This is a genomic window from Dellaglioa sp. CoH-57-MRSF-21, from assembly GCF_056781915.1.
In genome coordinates, this window is the sequence record NZ_JBXAXU010000006.1 from 43,854 (window position 1) to 60,365 (window position 16,512).

Below are 16,512 nucleotides of genomic sequence, written 5' to 3' on the forward strand. Positions count from 1 at the left end.
AATCCTTACTATCAGCCTAAAAACTGATAGTAAGGATTTTTTATTTAACAGTTTTAACTTTACAATTACAGTAACATTCCCACTATTCCCGCACAAAGTATCAATATTCCTATAATGACCATCCATACACCTGATAAACGATTTAATTTCTCACGATGACTAGAATCCTGCGTTATTTTCTTCATCCTAAAGTTGGTATATTTATTAGGAACCGTTTTAGGCGCATAGTTTCCTAAGATGATCAGCAATGTTCCCACTATCAGTGCAACACTGCTAATAATATTAACCTGATGTCCCAACGCGGTAGCAAATATCATTGTTGCTAAAAGTATTGATAAGATTGGCGTAATCCAAATTAAAGCTGTATCTAGTTTCTTATTTTGACGATTAGTGTTATCTATTACCATTATCACCACATTGATTAAAATCATCAATAATGGGAACCCAATAATAACTAGATTTTTATCACCATACTGATCAATATTACCACCTATATTCCAGTGAATCGGAATTTTATTGGGTAATTTGTGATACAAAACTACTCCCATAATCATTGGAACAAATCCAAATAAGATGGCGCTGATATTCCTTTTATTTTTCATAATTGTCTCCTCCTACCAGATATTGTGACCATTTTAAATAATTCGAAATAGTCGTTTGATTCAAATTAATATGGTTACTACTTTTACCAATTGGCAAGCTATAATCCTTACCAGTAATGTAGTAAAAAAAATAGCATTTAGAGCTAATTAAAAACTAACCCTAAATACTATTTTTTTAAGCGTTCACTTTGTTAATCACTCTTTTATCTGTTGGTAAAACAGTTACTTCAAATTCTGAAATATAAGCATTTTCATAGTCCAATGCCTTAATATTAAAATTAGCAATTTTCATTTCATCATTAGCTCGAAATTTTGAGTCATTATTAAGCACAAATCCAGTAAGCGTCACCGCTTCACTTTCTTCCGTTTCTTTAAGCGTTGTATCAAAATATCTTTCAAAATCATATAATGTCACTTTACCTGAAACTTTAAATTTATTGTTTCCCATATCTACTATATTATCGTCATTCGTATCATCAAATTCTTCTCTAACAACACCAAATAATTCTTCATAGATATCTTTATCTGTAACAATCCCTGAAGTCCCACCATACTCATTAACGACGATAACGATTGGTGTTCTCTTAGATACCATAACATCCATAATACTATGAACTTCAGCATTTTCTTGAACGGCCGGAATATCACGCATAATTGTTGAAATCAAATTTGTCTTATCAATTTTTTCCTGTCGCAATAAATCATAACTATAAACGTACCCGATAACTTTATCTTTATCATTGTTAGCAATAACTGGGAACCTTGAATATCTAGTTCTCCAATATAAATTAACAACGTTTCTAATTGAATCGTCTACGTCTACTGCAACCATCGATGTTCGGTCAATCATGATATCTTCTGCCACTTTATCATTCATATCAAATGCTCGTCGCATGAATGTTAAATCTTCTTCATCAAGTTCACCAGCATTTGCGGATAATCGAGATAATGAGAGAATTTCAGTTTGCGAATAAATATCTTCTTCATTTTCAACTTCATAACCTAACAAATGCGTAATCCAATTTGCTGAACGATCTAAAATCCAAATTAATGGGTATAACACAATATGGAAAAACATAATAGGACGGACAATAAATAATAATACTGGCAATGGATCTGCAATTGCAATATTTTTAGGTACTAAATCAGTAAAAACAGCATGAATAACAGTAAAAATAAGAATTGCAGCAACCGATGCAATAGCATTTGCCATAGCCGCGGGTAATATATTTGATTGTATAATCGCATCTGCTATTGTTTTTTCACCAATCCAACCTAAAATCAAACTAGTTGAAGTGATTCCAACTTGGGCCGTTGACAGATACTCCGTTAGGTTCTCCGTCATATGAATAGCCCGCTTAATATTTTTAAGCGGCTTTTTCCCATACATATCTTTCAATGCACTAATACGGACACGAACCAACGCATACTCAGTCAGTGTAAATAACACAGACAAAAGTAATATTGCGATAATAACAATTACATTCACTAAATAATTTTCCGGACCAGAATCCAAGGTAACACCCTACTTTCAATTTGTTGTAATTTCTTAACTTCCATTATATCAAAAATATTGTTCATAAACTAGTTAACACTTTATCATTATATCTAAAATAAGGCTATCTAAATCGATATATCTTGGTATTATCTTAATTATAATTAAGAAGTGTCATTTTTAATTAGCCTTTTCGTAAACAACTATTACTTAAATAAGTTATAATAAAATTATCATATAAATAATTAGAATTGGGGATCTATAATGAATTTTTTAAAGAAATATGGTTTTTATTTAATGGCACTTGCCGTTATAAGTGAGTGGATTTTGCCTTTAGCATTAGCACCATTTGTACCTGGTTATTTGCAATTCACTAATTTAATTAGTGATTTTGGGGAAGTTGGCGTTCCAACTCATATGGCATTTAAAGTTTGGGAAGTTATAAATGGACTTCTTTTCTTACTTTCAGCACCAGCTTTCTATGAATATTTTAAAGGTACGTCAAAAAAATTAGCCAGCTGGTTTACCGCTATGTTAATTATTTTTAGTATGACCGATTGTCTTTTAACAGGAATTTTCGATCGTGCACTCACATCAAATACACAAAGCATTACGGGTATGATCCACAATTATTCGTCAGGCATTGGCGACACCGCTCTTTTGATTAGTATGTTTTTTTTATTAAAACTCTATCAAAAGCAAGGTAAAAAACTAATTACAACCCTTTTATTAGTTGCCTTTATTATTTCACTAGGAATTCAATTTTTATTTGTTTATCCAAGAATTATGCCAGATTCACAATTTAAAATTCCTTATCGTGGTTTGTGGCAACGTTTAAATTTATGGTTACTCTATATGCCATTTTTATTAATCTCTATCAAAAATATGTTTAAAAAAAGATAATACTAATTAATGAAATGCCTCACAATTATTAGACATAAGTCTAGTAATTGTGAGGCATTTTTATATCTAAATAATCGAGTAAGAAAGCAATCATCATACGCAGTTTCCAGACTAAAAGTACGTTAAATTAACTATTTGTTCACTACATTTAGAGTTTCTTTTGCTTCATAACAAACGTATTTCTTGCAAATTAAAAGACATAATTCCGATATTTTACCGGAATTATGTCTTGGTGTCTCAAATAATATATATCTCTACCCTTTTAATATACTATATTATCTAATATTCTTTATTAAAAACTTCATTATAGGGCTAGGCATTCTATCCTTTTTATCTACTGATTTTTTTTGATTTACAACTGCTAAAATCTGTAATAACGTAAAGGCAATCGAACTACGTTTCCTAAATGAAATATATTTTGGCTGCCATTTAGTTACATATTTATTTTTATACTTCTTTAGTCCCTGGAAACCATAAAAATGATACCCATATTCATAAATTAAATGAGCTATTTTTTCTTCCGCAAAACTAAATTTAGATTCACCTACATTCGACAATGGTGCCATACCCATATCGAATAATTCATAGCCGCCTTCTTTTGCTTGTTGAAAAAGGCTAATAAAGATTTTATCCATAATACCAGATGGCGCTTCTTCTCTACTATATCTCATCAAATCAATCGATAAGACCCTATTATTTCCGGTTGGCATCATTGTCGCAAAGGCAACCTTATGTCCCTCAGAATCATTAATAATAGCAATAGGCGCTTGATTAAGATAATATTCATCGAAAAATCCTAAAGAAAATCCTTTTTCAGCTTGTCCATTCAGCCAACTATCAGATATTTTTTTCAATTCTTGAATAGTTTCCTTTGAATAAGGGGGCTCGATCATTGCAAATGTATAGTTTTCTCGTTCAAATTTATTCATTAAAGCACGTTCAGAACGTCTTTTTTTACCAGCCAATTCAAATTCAGCTACTCTAACAAAACCTTCTTCACCCGTTTTAATGAAATCAAATCCAACTTCATGTAACATCATTGTTAACTTCGCATCAACTTCATAAAAAACTAATTCTAATCCTTCAATATCTGCGTCAACAATAAATTGATTAATTGCTTCACGAATAAACTCATGATTACCAACAGGTTCACCCATAACCACTAATTTATTCGATTTTTTTTGATAAAGGAAAAATACTTCGTCCTGTCCATCATTTTGATAGAAATAAACATTTTTATCCTTTAAAAATGAAAGATGACTGACTTCATTACCACCATAAGTATCAATTACATTTTTAACACGATCTGCTGGAAAATCTTGCTTACCAAATCGTTTATCCTTACCAGATAAGTACGTAAATGCAATCCATAACACCACAACTGCAGAAAGTAAACCTAGGAATCCTGATAGCCATATCTTTTCTGAAGGAAATAAGAATACATCTGGAACTTTACCCTTAAAGTGGAATTCTGGCATGTTATAGAATCCTACGATTGTGTATAAAATGAATGTTCCAGCAAATATACTTCCATCAATTAATAAACGGCCCCATGAATATTCAAATCTTTCACGATAAAATATTGGTTTAGATAATAGTGCACAAATGAGAATGATAGTTAAGAAAATAAGTATTGTTACTGAGAAATCATGCCACAATGTATTAGCAATACCCACGACAACAAAGATAATCATTGGCCAATAGACACGTTTAACTTTAGATTCAATACCTCGACCAATCCCAATCATTAAGAATGCAAGTATAATATTACTCATTTGATGAATGAAATAAAAGGTATAAGGATATAAGTAATTAATAATTGGATTAGTAAATGTAAATTCTGGAACCGTTGAAGCAAGTAATAAGATGATACCTGTCATATAGAAAAATAACACAAGTATAAAATGTGCTACTCTACTGAGTAAGATAACTGGTAGTCCATTTAAGTACTCATTAAGACGATGTCCTGAATCTTTAACGAATAATAATACCCCCACTAAGAATGGGAATATATAATAAAATAATCGATAAAACAATAACCAGATAACAGCTGTGCTATCCTGTACACCTAATGTTTGTAACCCTAAAATCATAAAGACATCAAAAGAACCTAACCCACCCGGAATCATTGAAATAACACCGATAATTGATGCGATAATAAATAACGGGAAGACAGCAACTAAATTAGATGTATCAACATTCATCATAAATCCGATATAAATGAAAAATAAACCAGCAGATCCCCATTCTAAGGAAGAGCCAAGTATTAACGTTAGTTCACGACCTAATGTTAAATCTGCAAAAAATTCTGAATCTCTTGTCTTTGTAATAATAAAAACAATTGGAAAATATAGGCCACCTAATAACAACCAGACCCAATACTGTCCGAATTGTGGTCCAATATTTAATCCAAAAATCATGAATAAAGAAACCCAACAATATAGTGATAGACCCGCAACTAAAAATAATGCTATTTTTGATATAGCAAATAGCACCTGTTTTTTAGACGCATTTTTACTATAAAAATTAGCTCTAAGTGATGCACCTAGTAGGCCACCAAATCCTGCTATGTTAGTCATTGTATTCGTTATCCAACCGCTTTGAAGAATGTATCGCCAAGAATACTTTTCTGGTAAAAATTTAACCATGACAAAATCATAAATCATCATCGGAAGGACAGCAATAAATCCAATTACCAACATTAATATAATGGATTTTACTGACTGTGATTCAAAACTTTGCTGAACTTGTTCACCATTTATATCCTTAAATATTTGTCCAACTTGGATAATAACAAAAATTAAAACTGATAAAACAAATAAAAGCTTAATTGCTGTTAATCTTTTTTTAATAAATTCATTACACGTACTAATTATTTTTTTCATTTTTTGAATCCCCCGATTTATTTTTTGTTACTTATACTCCCCCCGGAATATATAATACTATTTTTTCTTTTGTTCTACGTAACCTTCATTTCACAATAAAGTCTATATCGTTAATAAAATTAATGTAGTCTATGTAAAATTTGGTATAAAATAACTAACATCACCATAAAAATAATTTGCTTCGATCTAGTTACTATTTCTAAATTAACTCTTTTATCTACATACTAACTAATTTTAAATAAGCGCTGGTGATCATGCCAAACTGTGGACATTAATAAATAACTAATGATGTATATAGAAAAAGTTTAACATTAATTAATAATTCGACGAATTTCTAATTTTAAAGAGATTTCAAACGCTAATATTGGAATAGTTATCGCTATCCTTTAAATAGACGCTTCTAATTATGTTCGTTTATAGCTTACCCCCTCTACATTTTGTCCATTTTATTCAATATTTTTTCAGATATATGTTTATTTAAATACCTTACCACGATTTATTAACATAACCAAACATTTTGCAAAAAAATAGCACGATGATTTCCAATAAATTGGAAATCATCGTGCTTAAAATTATTCAAAAATAAAAATATTATTATTTGAGAGTAACTACTGCGCCAACTTCTTCTAAAGAAGCTTTCATTGCTTCAGCTTCGTCTTTAGAAATACCTTCTTTGATAACTGATGGAATGTTATCAACTAAACCTTTAGCGTCTTTAAGGCCTAAACCTGTAATTTCGCGAACGGCTTTGATAGCTTTAACTTTTTGGTCGCCAGCTTCTGTTAATTCAACAGTAAATTCTGATTTTTCAGCAGCAGCTTCGCCAGCACCAGCGCCAGCAGCAGCTACAGGAGCAGCAGCTGAAACACCGAATTCTTCTTCGATTGCTTTAACTAAGTCGTTTAAATCTAAAATGCTTGCTTCTTTTAAATCAGCAATGATTTTTTCTGTATCTAATGACATGTGTGTATCCTCCATTTTATGTGTACGATTTTGTGTGTACCTTTAGGTACCGATCATAGATGCTAAGTATTAAGCAGCAGGTTCTTCGTCTTTACTTTCTGCAACAGCGTTAATTGCATAAGCAACGTTGCGAACAGGTGCTTGTAATACTGAAAGTAACATTGAAAGTAAGCCATCACGACTAGGTAATGTAGCAAGAGCGTTAATTTCTTCTAACGTTGCAACTTTACCTTCAATGACACCACCTTTAATGCTAAGTGCTTCAGCAGTCTTAGCAAAATTAGCCATAATACGTGCAGGTGCAACAACATCTTCGCTAGAAAATGCGACTGCAGTAGGTCCAGAAAATACTTCTTCCATACCTTCATACCCTGCTTTTTCAGCAGCACGTACTAAAATCTTGTTTTTGATAACTTTCATTTCAACGCCTGCTTCGCGTAATTCCTTACGTAATGCAGTCACTTGTTCAACCGTTAAACCACGGTAATCCACAACAACTGCAGATGCAGCGTTATTGAATTTTTCAGTTACTTCATCCACAATTAATGCTTTTTGTGCGATAAATTCTTTACTCATAATTGATTCACCTCCTGTAGTCGTGTCAGAGCTTTTTTACAATAAAAAAACTCCGTGTCCACCAAGACACAGAGAGAGTAATACTTCACTCCTCGGCAGGTAAATTAAGGCTTGCGCCACCTGAGTCTTCGGTAGAATCATAAATTAATTGACTTCCATAAATTTAACACAGTTAGATATATGGGTCAACTAAAGAAATTTAATTATCTAATATTAGTTTTGAGCCAAGTTTAAGCTTGGACCAAATGTTGTAGCAACAGATAAATGTTTGATATAGCCACCCTTAACTGATGATGGGCGAGCTTTAACAATAACATCGTTGATAACATCAAAGTTACCAATTAATGCTGCATCATCAAATGATACTTTACCAATTGGAACATGAACATTTCCATCTCTATCAGTACGGTAAGTTACCTTGCCGGCTTTAGATTCTGAAACTGCTTTTTCAACGTCCATTGTAACAGTACCTGTTTTAGGATTAGGCATTAAACCTTTAGGTCCTAAGACACGGCCTAAACGTCCAACTTGGGCCATCATATCTGGTGTTGCAATAGCAACATCAAAATCTAACCAGCCACCAGAAATACGTTCAACCAAGTCATCATCACCAACAACGTCAGCGCCGGCTGCAAGTGCAGCTTTAGCTTTATCGCCTTTAGCGAATACAACAACAGTTTGGTCTTTACCAGTACCATTTGGAAGTACAACAGCCCCACGTAATTGTTGGTCTGCTTGTTTTGTATCTAAGTTTAAGTTGTAAGCAAGTTCAATTGTAGCGTCAAACTTAGCAAAGTCCATTTTCTTAGCTAATGCGATTGCATCAGTAATTGAATAGTTTTTACCTTCTTCAACTTGTTTTAAAGCGTCTTGATAATTTTTACCTTTTTTAGCCATCTTGAATTTTCCTCCTTGCAATATGTGGTCTAACGGATAAACCTCCCACTTGATACATCTATTTTCATAGAGTATCCGACCGAGAAGCGTGTTTGTAGTTAGGAATTAACCTTCTACAACGAATCCCATGCTTCGTGCAGTTCCTTCGATCATGCGCATTGCAGATTCAACACCTGAAGCGTTTAGATCTTGCATTTTAGTTTCAGCGATTTGTTGAACTTGAGCACTAGTTACTGTTGCAACTTTTTTAGTGTTAGGTTCGCCAGAACCACTTTCAACGCCTGCAGCTTTCTTTAAAAGAACTGCTGCGGGTGGTGTTTTTGTAACGAAATCGAATGAACGATCTTCGTAAACACTAATTACAACGGGAATTAACATACCAGCTTGGTCAGCTGTACGTGCATTGAATTCCTTTGTAAAGCCCATGATATTAATACCAGCTTGTCCTAATGCAGGACCAACCGGTGGAGCAGGAGTTGCTTTCCCTGCTGGAATTTGTAATTTAACGACGTTTGCTACTGTTTTAGCCACGTGACATACCTCCTTGTAAAATCCGTGCGTGGTAAATGGAGATATAAATTTCTCCTCCCACTGTATGCAGAACATACTAATATAATATAACACCCAGATGGGTTCCACGCAATCTTATTTATGCTTTTTCCATAAAAATGTGTAAATTGATTCATCAACTCGTTTATTTTCATGTAATAATCTGTGTGCTGCTCTTCGACCGCTCACAATAAGTTCCTGATAATTAAGCTGATTTTCAACTAAATAGCGAAGTGATAAAACACTATTAATGGAAACAGCGCCATCATTGCCATTTTTCAAATCGCCAGCAATATTTAAAAATTGTAAATTCTCCGGTAGATGCTGCATTGCCTTTTCAAAATACTGGTAGAGTGAAGTCGTTTCCACTGGACCTTTATCAGTTAAAAATAAATCTTCAATGATAGGCGTATTTTGTGCTACATTATGATCATTGTATGGTGCACCAATTGAAATGGCATGTGCCACCATTGGGACATCAGTCATATCTCTGTATTCTGTCATATAGCGTAATATACTGACACTACCCATTGAATGCCCAACAAAATCGACCTTTTCAATGGCATAAGCGCCATATAAAAATTGCATAATATAATGTAACCATAAGCTTTGTTTTTCAACAGGAGCTATATTATTTTTAAATAAAACTTGAATGAATGGTTGCGCAGATCTTAATTGACCTTCAACATGTAAACTACCATTATCATCAACTATGATAACCATATCTTTACGACCATAGCCTGCTCGTTCAAAACGGGCAATCATTGGGCCAAAAGAAAGTCGATTACCACTATAACCGTGAACAAATAGTGTTGGGGTCATCTTGTCGCTAGGTACAATTGGATCAGAGGCATCAATTGAAACATGCCCTAATCGTCTAAATTTATTCCCAATGAAAAAACTTGTGCCTGCTCCTAGACCTAACAAGCCTATCTTCAAAAGTCCCTTAGTCATTAAATCACCTTCTACTTTTGTGAGTTATCACCCTAGCCTAATAATTTATCTACTTGATCAAAGTTCAATTCTGTACTTGTTTCACGACCAAACATATCAATATCAACTTTAAGTTTTAATTTTTCATTATCAATTTCCGTTACTTTACCGATAAGGTTAGCAAATGCACCTTCAATAATTGTGACAGATTCACCAATTTCAATGTCCAATTCTTGATGACGAGCACTCATACCCAAACGACGAAGAATCAATTCTACTTCTTCAGGTAATAGTGGTGCTGGTTTACTTCCGGCCCCATGAGAACCAACGAACCCAGTTACGCCTGGTGTATTACGAACAACATACCATGATTCATCTGACATACCCATCTCAACTAAAACATATCCAGGGAATGTTTTCTTCATATCTGTTTTTTCTTTACCATTTTTAACTTCACGTTCTTCTTCTTCAGGAACAACTACACGGAAAATAAAATCTTCCATACCCATTGATTGTGCACGTGATTCAATATTTGTTTTAACTTTATTTTCGTAACCAGAGTAAGTATGTAAGACATACCAACTTTTTTCGATTGATTCCATTATATATATCTCTCCTTAAATTATCAGCTTCATTTTTCTCAAACAAAAAAAACTCCGCATCAACGAAGTTTTCTCACTTGTGTCATTATATCAAAACATCAGTTAAATAGCTATTCTTCTATGAAAATAGGGTTAAGAATGCAGAAGCACCTGAATCAACAATCCAGAAGAAAATCGCAAACATAATTGCAGTTACAACAACAGTTGTTGTATCACGACGTAGTTCCTTACCTGTTGGCCAAGTTGTTGCTTTAATTTCTACGATAACACTTTTAAGAAATGCATTAATTTTTCTCATAACTATCCCCCTATTTTGTTTCACGATGTAACGTATGTTTATTACAATATTTACAAAATTTATTTACTTCTAAGCGTTCGGTTCTGCTCGGTTTTGCAGCTACAATATAATTTCGTGAGCCACAAACGATACAAGCCAATGCTACTTTTCTTTGTGCCATGACTTTTTCTCCTTAATGTAAAGTTAACTAACGCTAACTTCGACTAACATTTTTAAAGAATACACTCATTTTACATTAAAAGAAAGAAAAAAGGAACCACCCTCTTTTCTTTCTTTCCTAATTATCGATTTTCTTTAAAAAATAACCCAAGCTTACTCTTACACCTTGAGATAGATCCTAATACCTTTTTCATATCGCACTCTAAAATAAGCGCAATTTCTTCTGGCTTTTTCATTTGATAATAAAGTAAAACAAAAGTACTTCTTTCTAACTCTGACAATTTCAATTCAAAATCATCCAATTTTTCTTGAAGGATAATTCTGTCATCTGCCAATATCTCACAATAAAACGAAGGCCGTTCACATTCACCATAAGTTTCTTCATATCGTTCCAAAGAATGCGAGTTCGCATCAGACAGCCTTTTAGTCGCTGATTGTTTGCGAATTAAACTAAAAATACAATTCGATAGACTGGTTTTAAAATACTGTCCAAACGTAATTCCTTTGTTCGGTTGGTAATTTTTTAATGCTTTAAAACAAACAGCTCTAGCCTCTTGTAAAAAATCTTCAGTATCCCATAATTTTAGATAGTATTTACGAATCATCGAATAAACCATTGGACGATATCGTTCAAATAACGGTTCAAATTTATGTTCTGCACCTAATTTAATTTGGCAAATCAATTGAAAATCTGTTTCGTTTTCAGTACTCCGGTAAGTTTCATCTAACAAGTAGACTCTCCATATCCGGGTCTCCATTTTTCAATATACCAAACATAATGACTGATTACAACAGTTGCTTAGTCATGTGATAGGTGATCACGCAATTCAGCCAGACTATCTAATTGTTCTGAGTCCCATGGTGAACGACGAACCGATGCCTCCGTTTGATATTTTTTGGCTTGTTGAGCAACTTCTTTTTTAGATTCATTAATGTCTTTGTATAACTCCCATGCAGGAATTCTTAATGCACCTTGTGAGAAAATAGTCCACTGTTCTGCTTGATCACTCGTTGCAACAGTTACCTGTGTGAGTTTAGTCTGTAACTCACCTATCATTGCTTCAATATAACTATCAGCCGTCTGACCCTCTGCTGTCCAAATAATCTCTAATCCATATTTTGTATAACTCTTTGATAGTCCTGGAACATACATTGCATCAAAGACAACGATTAACCGAGAGTCAATCTGTTTATGATAATTTGATAATTTGTGCAGTAGCAAGTCACGTGCTTCATCAAGTCGCTCTGATTGTTTCAATCGATTTAATTCTGGCCAATTACCAATCATATTATAGGCATCTACAACCAAAATTTGCTTTTTCATTATTATTTACCCCTAGAAGTAAATCCTTGATAAATAAGTAAACTGGCTGCGACACTGGCGTTTAAACTTTGAACGTGTCCAACCATTGGAATAGTCAACATACCATCACAAGCTTTTTTCAATAACGGTGAAATACCTTTACCTTCGTTACCAATTACGAGGGCTGTGGGTCCTTTAGCATCCCATTCACGATAATCTTGTCCATCCATATCTGTTCCGAAGACCCATAATCCGGCCTTTTTCAATTCATTTACAGTATTTACCAAATTAGTTACGCGAGCAACTGGCATATATTCAATTGCACCTGTTGACGTCTTAGCAACTGTTGACGTTAAACCGACTGCGCGACGTTTTGGAATAATAATTCCATGTACACCCGCAGCATCGGCTGTTCTCATAATTGATCCTAAGTTATGTGGATCTTCAACATTATCTAAAATAAGGAAAAATGGTGGTTCATCTTTATCAGCTGCACTTTTGAAAAGATCTTCAATAGTTGCATATTCAAATGCGGCAACTGCTACAATAACGCCTTGGTGATTTTGTTGATCTGATAATAAATCTAATTTACTTTTAGGAACTAGTTGTGTGATAATACCTTTTTTCTTAGCTAACTGTTCAATACCACTTAAAACATCTGATTTTAATCCAGTTTGTAAAAATAATTTGTTAATTGATTGATTACTTTTTAACGCTGCTTCTACAGGGTGACGACCAATAATAAAATCGCCAGCCTCTTCACTACTTCTTGGTTGTCCCATTTAAGTTCTCCTTTTCAACGGTGTTAATACACCATTTTGCCAATTCGGCCAATCTATCGTTTTGATTACTCAAAAATAAGTAGCCAAACAATGCTTCAAATCCAGTTGAAATACGATACGTTATTACTGATGTATTTTTAGCTGAAGTATGACTTTTAGCATTACGTCCACGTTTAAAGTAGTCTATTTCTTCTTCAGTTAAAATATTATTTTCTGTCATTTTATCTATCAAGAAAGCTTGTGCTTTGGCTGATACATAATGTGTTGCTTGATGGTGTAATTGAGTTGGTCTTGTAAGTCCTTGTACAAGTAAGTGTTTACGAACAAATACTTCATAAATACCATCGCCCATATAAGCTAACGCAATCCCATTCATTTGTTGATAATCTGCATTATTTTCCATTAGTCTTTTCTCCATCTAGTTCCTTGTGGTGTGTCTTCCAAAATAATTCCTTCTGCTGCAAGTTGATCTCGAATTTCATCGCTTTTTTGAAAATCTTTTTGTTTCTTAGCTTCTATTCTTTGTGCAATTAATTTTTCAACTCTGATATCTAGAGCATCAGCTACTTGTCCAAAAGCTAATCCAAAAACTGATGTCATTTCTTTAAAAATTTCTAACAAGTGATTAATTGAATCTCGTTCCACTTGTTTGTTTTCAGAATAGACATTCATTTTCTTAGCTAAATCATAGATAACTGCAATACCATTTTGTGAATTAAAATCATCATCCATAGCAGTTTCAAAATTGGATAAGCTCTCATTAATTTGATTTTCTATTAATTTATTTTCTCCTGAAATAGCATCGTTCAATCGATAAGTTAAGTTATCAAATGCTGTTTTCAATTTATTTAAATTATTAGTCGCTTCATCAATATTCGCTTGGCTATACTGAATTGGACGGCGGTAATGCGTTGTTGCCATAAAGAAACGGATAACTTGTGGATTGACTTCTTTAATCATATCATGCACCGTAACAAAATTACCTAGTGATTTACTCATTTTTTCATCATTTTCACCAATTGTTACAAATCCATTATGCATCCAATAGTTAGCAAATTTTTGACCCGTTTCAGCTTCACTTTGAGCGATTTCATTTTCATGATGTGGAAACATTAAATCCTGTCCACCACCATGAATATCAATCGTTGGACCTAGGTATTTTGTTGCCATTACAGAACACTCAATGTGCCAACCCGGACGGCCCTTACCAAATGGAGAGTTCCAAGAAAGATCATCATTTTTGACTGATTTCCAAAGTGCAAAATCAATTTCATCTTCTTTTCGAGCCGTTTCTTCAGTATCAACATGCTGACTGGCACCTTGTTCTAATTCGTTGATATTTTGATCAGATAATTTACCATAATCTGGAGATTTACGCGTTCTAAAATAAACATCCCCATCAGATACATAAGCATAACCTTTATCAATTAAATTTAATATAAATTGAATGATATCATCAATATTTTCTGTCGCCTTTGGATTTTTAGTTGCTGGTTCAATCGCCAATGCCTTGGTATCTTCCATGAAAGCAGCAATAAACTTATCGGCTAATTGTTGAACTGTTATATGGTCTTCTTTAGCAGCTTTGATCATTTTATCATCAACATCTGTAAAATTAGATACATAGTTAACTTTAAAATGACGATATTCAAAATATCGACGAATTGTATCAAACGCAATAGCACTTCGCGCATTTCCAATATGAATATAGTTATAAACGGTTGGCCCGCAAACGTACATACTAACTTTCCCAGACACAAGTGGTTTAAAAACCTCTTTTTGATTCGTTAATGTATTATAAATTGAAATCATTTTATCACCCGCCATTTAATCTTTTTGTTAAAAAAAGACGTCTTTTATATACTTATAAAAGACGTCTTCAACGTTGTTCCACTCCTTAAGATGTAGTGAACCTACATCCAACAATGAGTTAACGTTCATTACACGACTATAATTACTTTGTTCATCATAGCATTTTAAAGAGGCACTTCACAACTAACGTTTGTTTTCTCACATCACCGAAAACTTTCTAAAAAACGCCAATAAGTTGTTACTCTCTCTTATCAAAAATTATTTTGTATTCATTTCTTCTAACGTTTTGTTCAAATGAGCTAATGCTTTTTCACGACCAAGCAATTCGATTGATGCTGGTAGTTCTGGTCCATGCATTTCACGCGTTGTTGCAATACGGATTGGCATATATAATTGACGACCTTTAATTTTTGTATCTTTTTGAATTGATTTAATTGTTGCTTGGATAGCAACAGCATCAAAAATATCAATCGTTTTAATGCGTTCAGCAAATTCTTTTAAAACTGTTGGTGCTGTTTCAACAGCTAACTCTGCCTTTGCTTCATCATCAAGAACAGGTGGTTCGCTTAAAAATACTTCTGCCATTTCAGTAATTTGACCTGTATATGACATTTGTTGCTTATAAAGGCTAATTAATTTACGAGCCCATTCAATTCTTTCTGCACTTGGATCAGCTTCAATTTTACCATCTTGAATTAATTGACGTAAAGCCAAATCCATTACTTTATCTTCATCAGCTGTTTTAATATATTGATTATTAATCCATTCTAATTTTTTACCATCAAATGAAGCTGGTGACTTGCTTAAACGTTTAGGATCAAACATTTTAATCAATTCTTGGCGAGAGAAAATTTCACTTTCGCCAACTGGTGACCAGCCTAATAAGGTAATGAAGTTTACCATAGCTTCTGGCAAGTAGCCTAATTCACGATATTGTTCAATGAATTGGAGAACATTTTCATCACGTTTACTTAATTTTTTTCCTGTTTCTGTATTGATAATTAATGTCATATGTCCAAAGATAGGTGCATCCCAGCCAAATGCTTCATAAATCATCAATTGCTTAGGCGTATTGGCAATATGGTCATCCCCACGAAGAACATGCGTAATTTCCATCAAGTGATCATCAACAACAACAGCAAAGTTATATGTTGGCATACCATCACGTTTTTGAATAACAAAATCGCCACCAATAGTATTGGAATCAAAGGTAATTTCACCTTTAACAATATCTTTAAATTCGTATTTTTTGTTTGCTGGAACACGGAAACGAATAACAGGTGTTAAACCGGCAGCTTTTGACTCTGCAATTTTAGCAGTAATCTCATCATCAGACATACCTGCATATTCGTATTCATAATGTGGCATTTCATTACGTGCTTTTTGAGCATCACGGTCTGCTTCGAGTTCATCTTCTGTTTTATATGACTCGTAAGCTAAATTTTTATCCACTAATTCTTGGATTAATGGTAAATAGATATCTTTACGTTCTGATTGACGATAAGGACCAAATTCTCCTGGTTTGTCAGGACCTTCATCCCAATCCATGCCTAACCATTTTAAGTTATCTAGTTGGCTGCGTTCACCATCAGCAATATTTCTCTTTGTATCAGTATCTTCAATACGGATAACAAAAGTACCCTTTTGACTTCTCGCAAATAAGTAATTAAATAGAGCGGTACGAGCATTTCCAATGTGTAAATGTCCAGTTGGACTTGGTGCATATCTGACACGAATTTTATTTTTAGCCATG

At 33.5% G+C, this 16,512-nt stretch carries 18 protein-coding genes and 1 other annotated feature; of the genes, 1 reads left to right on the top strand and 17 read right to left on the bottom strand.

What is annotated here, in order from left to right; all coding sequences use genetic code 11:
* Window positions 1-65 precede the first annotated feature (65 nt).
* A complete protein-coding gene (locus tag AC1RPQ_RS06755; RefSeq protein WP_481761899.1) occupies window positions 66-602 on the bottom strand; it encodes a DUF1648 domain-containing protein in 537 nt (178 codons plus the stop codon).
* Between the two features lie 175 nt (window positions 603-777).
* On the bottom strand, window positions 778-2,118 hold the full coding sequence (locus AC1RPQ_RS06760; RefSeq protein ID WP_481761898.1) for a hemolysin family protein: 1,341 nt from the start codon (window positions 2,116-2,118) through the stop codon (window positions 778-780).
* A gap of 243 nt (window positions 2,119-2,361) precedes the next feature.
* Here AC1RPQ_RS06760 and AC1RPQ_RS06765 point away from each other — a divergent pair, with 243 nt between their 5' ends.
* On the top strand, window positions 2,362-3,000 hold the full coding sequence (locus AC1RPQ_RS06765) for a DUF998 domain-containing protein (protein ID WP_481761897.1): 639 nt from the start codon (window positions 2,362-2,364) through the stop codon (window positions 2,998-3,000).
* 275 nt (window positions 3,001-3,275) lie between these two features.
* Here the strand turns inward: AC1RPQ_RS06765 and mprF are convergent, their stop codons facing one another.
* The 15 genes from mprF to gltX all read right to left on the bottom strand — a co-directional run bounded on the left by mprF (window position 3,276) and on the right by gltX (window position 16,511).
* Window positions 3,276-5,885: a bifunctional lysylphosphatidylglycerol flippase/synthetase MprF gene (gene mprF, locus AC1RPQ_RS06770; protein ID WP_481761896.1), complete on the bottom strand. Its 2,610-nt coding sequence runs from the start codon at window positions 5,883-5,885 to the stop codon at window positions 3,276-3,278.
* Window positions 5,886-6,479: 594 nt separating this feature from the next.
* Window positions 6,480-6,848 (bottom strand): 50S ribosomal protein L7/L12, encoded by a 369-nt coding sequence (rplL, locus tag AC1RPQ_RS06775; protein WP_409021534.1) that lies wholly within the window; start codon window positions 6,846-6,848, stop codon window positions 6,480-6,482.
* A gap of 69 nt (window positions 6,849-6,917) precedes the next feature.
* Window positions 6,918-7,424: a 50S ribosomal protein L10 gene (gene rplJ, locus AC1RPQ_RS06780; RefSeq protein ID WP_481761895.1), complete on the bottom strand. Its 507-nt coding sequence runs from the start codon at window positions 7,422-7,424 to the stop codon at window positions 6,918-6,920.
* A gap of 34 nt (window positions 7,425-7,458) precedes the next feature.
* Window positions 7,459-7,574 (bottom strand) — a sequence feature (ribosomal protein L10 leader region).
* 63 nt (window positions 7,575-7,637) lie between these two features.
* Complete coding sequence (rplA, locus tag AC1RPQ_RS06785) at window positions 7,638-8,321, bottom strand: 50S ribosomal protein L1 (RefSeq protein WP_409021536.1); 684 nt, start codon at window positions 8,319-8,321, stop codon at window positions 7,638-7,640.
* Window positions 8,322-8,426: 105 nt separating this feature from the next.
* A complete protein-coding gene (gene rplK / locus AC1RPQ_RS06790) occupies window positions 8,427-8,852 on the bottom strand; it encodes a 50S ribosomal protein L11 (protein ID WP_409021537.1) in 426 nt (141 codons plus the stop codon).
* A 114-nt stretch (window positions 8,853-8,966) separates the two neighbouring features.
* Window positions 8,967-9,824, bottom strand: a complete 858-nt coding sequence (locus tag AC1RPQ_RS06795) for an alpha/beta hydrolase (RefSeq protein ID WP_481761894.1) — start codon at window positions 9,822-9,824, stop codon at window positions 8,967-8,969.
* 32 nt (window positions 9,825-9,856) lie between these two features.
* Window positions 9,857-10,408, bottom strand: coding sequence for a transcription termination/antitermination protein NusG (nusG, locus tag AC1RPQ_RS06800; RefSeq protein WP_409022813.1), 552 nt, complete (start codon window positions 10,406-10,408; stop codon window positions 9,857-9,859).
* Between the two features lie 115 nt (window positions 10,409-10,523).
* On the bottom strand, window positions 10,524-10,703 hold the full coding sequence (secE, locus tag AC1RPQ_RS06805; RefSeq protein ID WP_057974232.1) for a preprotein translocase subunit SecE: 180 nt from the start codon (window positions 10,701-10,703) through the stop codon (window positions 10,524-10,526).
* A 10-nt stretch (window positions 10,704-10,713) separates the two neighbouring features.
* Entirely contained in the window at window positions 10,714-10,863 is a 150-nt protein-coding gene (gene rpmG, locus AC1RPQ_RS06810) for a 50S ribosomal protein L33 (protein ID WP_057974231.1), read from the bottom strand.
* A 121-nt stretch (window positions 10,864-10,984) separates the two neighbouring features.
* Window positions 10,985-11,593: an RNA polymerase sigma factor gene (locus tag AC1RPQ_RS06815; RefSeq protein WP_481761893.1), complete on the bottom strand. Its 609-nt coding sequence runs from the start codon at window positions 11,591-11,593 to the stop codon at window positions 10,985-10,987.
* A 68-nt stretch (window positions 11,594-11,661) separates the two neighbouring features.
* Window positions 11,662-12,186, bottom strand: coding sequence for an NYN domain-containing protein (locus AC1RPQ_RS06820; RefSeq protein WP_481761892.1), 525 nt, complete (start codon window positions 12,184-12,186; stop codon window positions 11,662-11,664).
* A 2-nt stretch (window positions 12,187-12,188) separates the two neighbouring features.
* Window positions 12,189-12,947, bottom strand: coding sequence for a 23S rRNA (guanosine(2251)-2'-O)-methyltransferase RlmB (gene rlmB / locus AC1RPQ_RS06825; protein ID WP_481761891.1), 759 nt, complete (start codon window positions 12,945-12,947; stop codon window positions 12,189-12,191).
* Window positions 12,928-13,350, bottom strand: coding sequence for a Mini-ribonuclease 3 (locus tag AC1RPQ_RS06830; RefSeq protein WP_409021543.1), 423 nt, complete (start codon window positions 13,348-13,350; stop codon window positions 12,928-12,930). Before AC1RPQ_RS06830 ends, rlmB begins: the two co-directional genes overlap by 20 nt.
* Window positions 13,350-14,759 carry a cysteine--tRNA ligase gene (gene cysS, locus AC1RPQ_RS06835; RefSeq protein ID WP_481761915.1) on the bottom strand — a complete coding sequence of 470 codons (1,410 nt, stop codon included), beginning with the start codon at window positions 14,757-14,759 and terminating at the stop codon, window positions 13,350-13,352. The genes AC1RPQ_RS06830 and cysS overlap by 1 nt, the downstream gene beginning before the upstream one ends.
* A 258-nt stretch (window positions 14,760-15,017) precedes the next feature.
* On the bottom strand, window positions 15,018-16,511 hold the full coding sequence (gene gltX, locus AC1RPQ_RS06840; protein WP_481761890.1) for a glutamate--tRNA ligase: 1,494 nt from the start codon (window positions 16,509-16,511) through the stop codon (window positions 15,018-15,020).
* Between the last annotated feature and the right edge of the window lies 1 nt (window position 16,512).

Bases quoted from the DNA above. Each gene is read 5' to 3' on its own strand.
- secE (WP_057974232.1), bottom strand. From the start codon at position 10,703: ATGAGAAAAATTAATGCATTTCTTAAAAGTGTTATCGTAGAAATTAAA.
- rplL (WP_409021534.1), bottom strand. From the start codon at position 6,848: ATGTCATTAGATACAGAAAAAATCATTGCTGATTTAAAAGAAGCAAGC.
- rlmB (WP_481761891.1), bottom strand. From the start codon at position 12,947: ATGGGACAACCAAGAAGTAGTGAAGAGGCTGGCGATTTTATTATTGGT.
- gltX (WP_481761890.1), bottom strand. From the start codon at position 16,511: ATGGCTAAAAATAAAATTCGTGTCAGATATGCACCAAGTCCAACTGGA.
- AC1RPQ_RS06755 (WP_481761899.1), bottom strand. From the start codon at position 602: ATGAAAAATAAAAGGAATATCAGCGCCATCTTATTTGGATTTGTTCCA.
- rplJ (WP_481761895.1), bottom strand. From the start codon at position 7,424: ATGAGTAAAGAATTTATCGCACAAAAAGCATTAATTGTGGATGAAGTA.
- AC1RPQ_RS06765 (WP_481761897.1), top strand. From the start codon at position 2,362: ATGAATTTTTTAAAGAAATATGGTTTTTATTTAATGGCACTTGCCGTT.
- rpmG (WP_057974231.1), bottom strand. From the start codon at position 10,863: ATGGCACAAAGAAAAGTAGCATTGGCTTGTATCGTTTGTGGCTCACGA.
- AC1RPQ_RS06795 (WP_481761894.1), bottom strand. From the start codon at position 9,824: ATGACTAAGGGACTTTTGAAGATAGGCTTGTTAGGTCTAGGAGCAGGC.
- cysS (WP_481761915.1), bottom strand. From the start codon at position 14,759: ATGATTTCAATTTATAATACATTAACGAATCAAAAAGAGGTTTTTAAA.
- mprF (WP_481761896.1), bottom strand. From the start codon at position 5,885: ATGAAAAAAATAATTAGTACGTGTAATGAATTTATTAAAAAAAGATTA.
- AC1RPQ_RS06820 (WP_481761892.1), bottom strand. From the start codon at position 12,186: ATGAAAAAGCAAATTTTGGTTGTAGATGCCTATAATATGATTGGTAAT.
- AC1RPQ_RS06830 (WP_409021543.1), bottom strand. From the start codon at position 13,350: ATGGAAAATAATGCAGATTATCAACAAATGAATGGGATTGCGTTAGCT.
- rplA (WP_409021536.1), bottom strand. From the start codon at position 8,321: ATGGCTAAAAAAGGTAAAAATTATCAAGACGCTTTAAAACAAGTTGAA.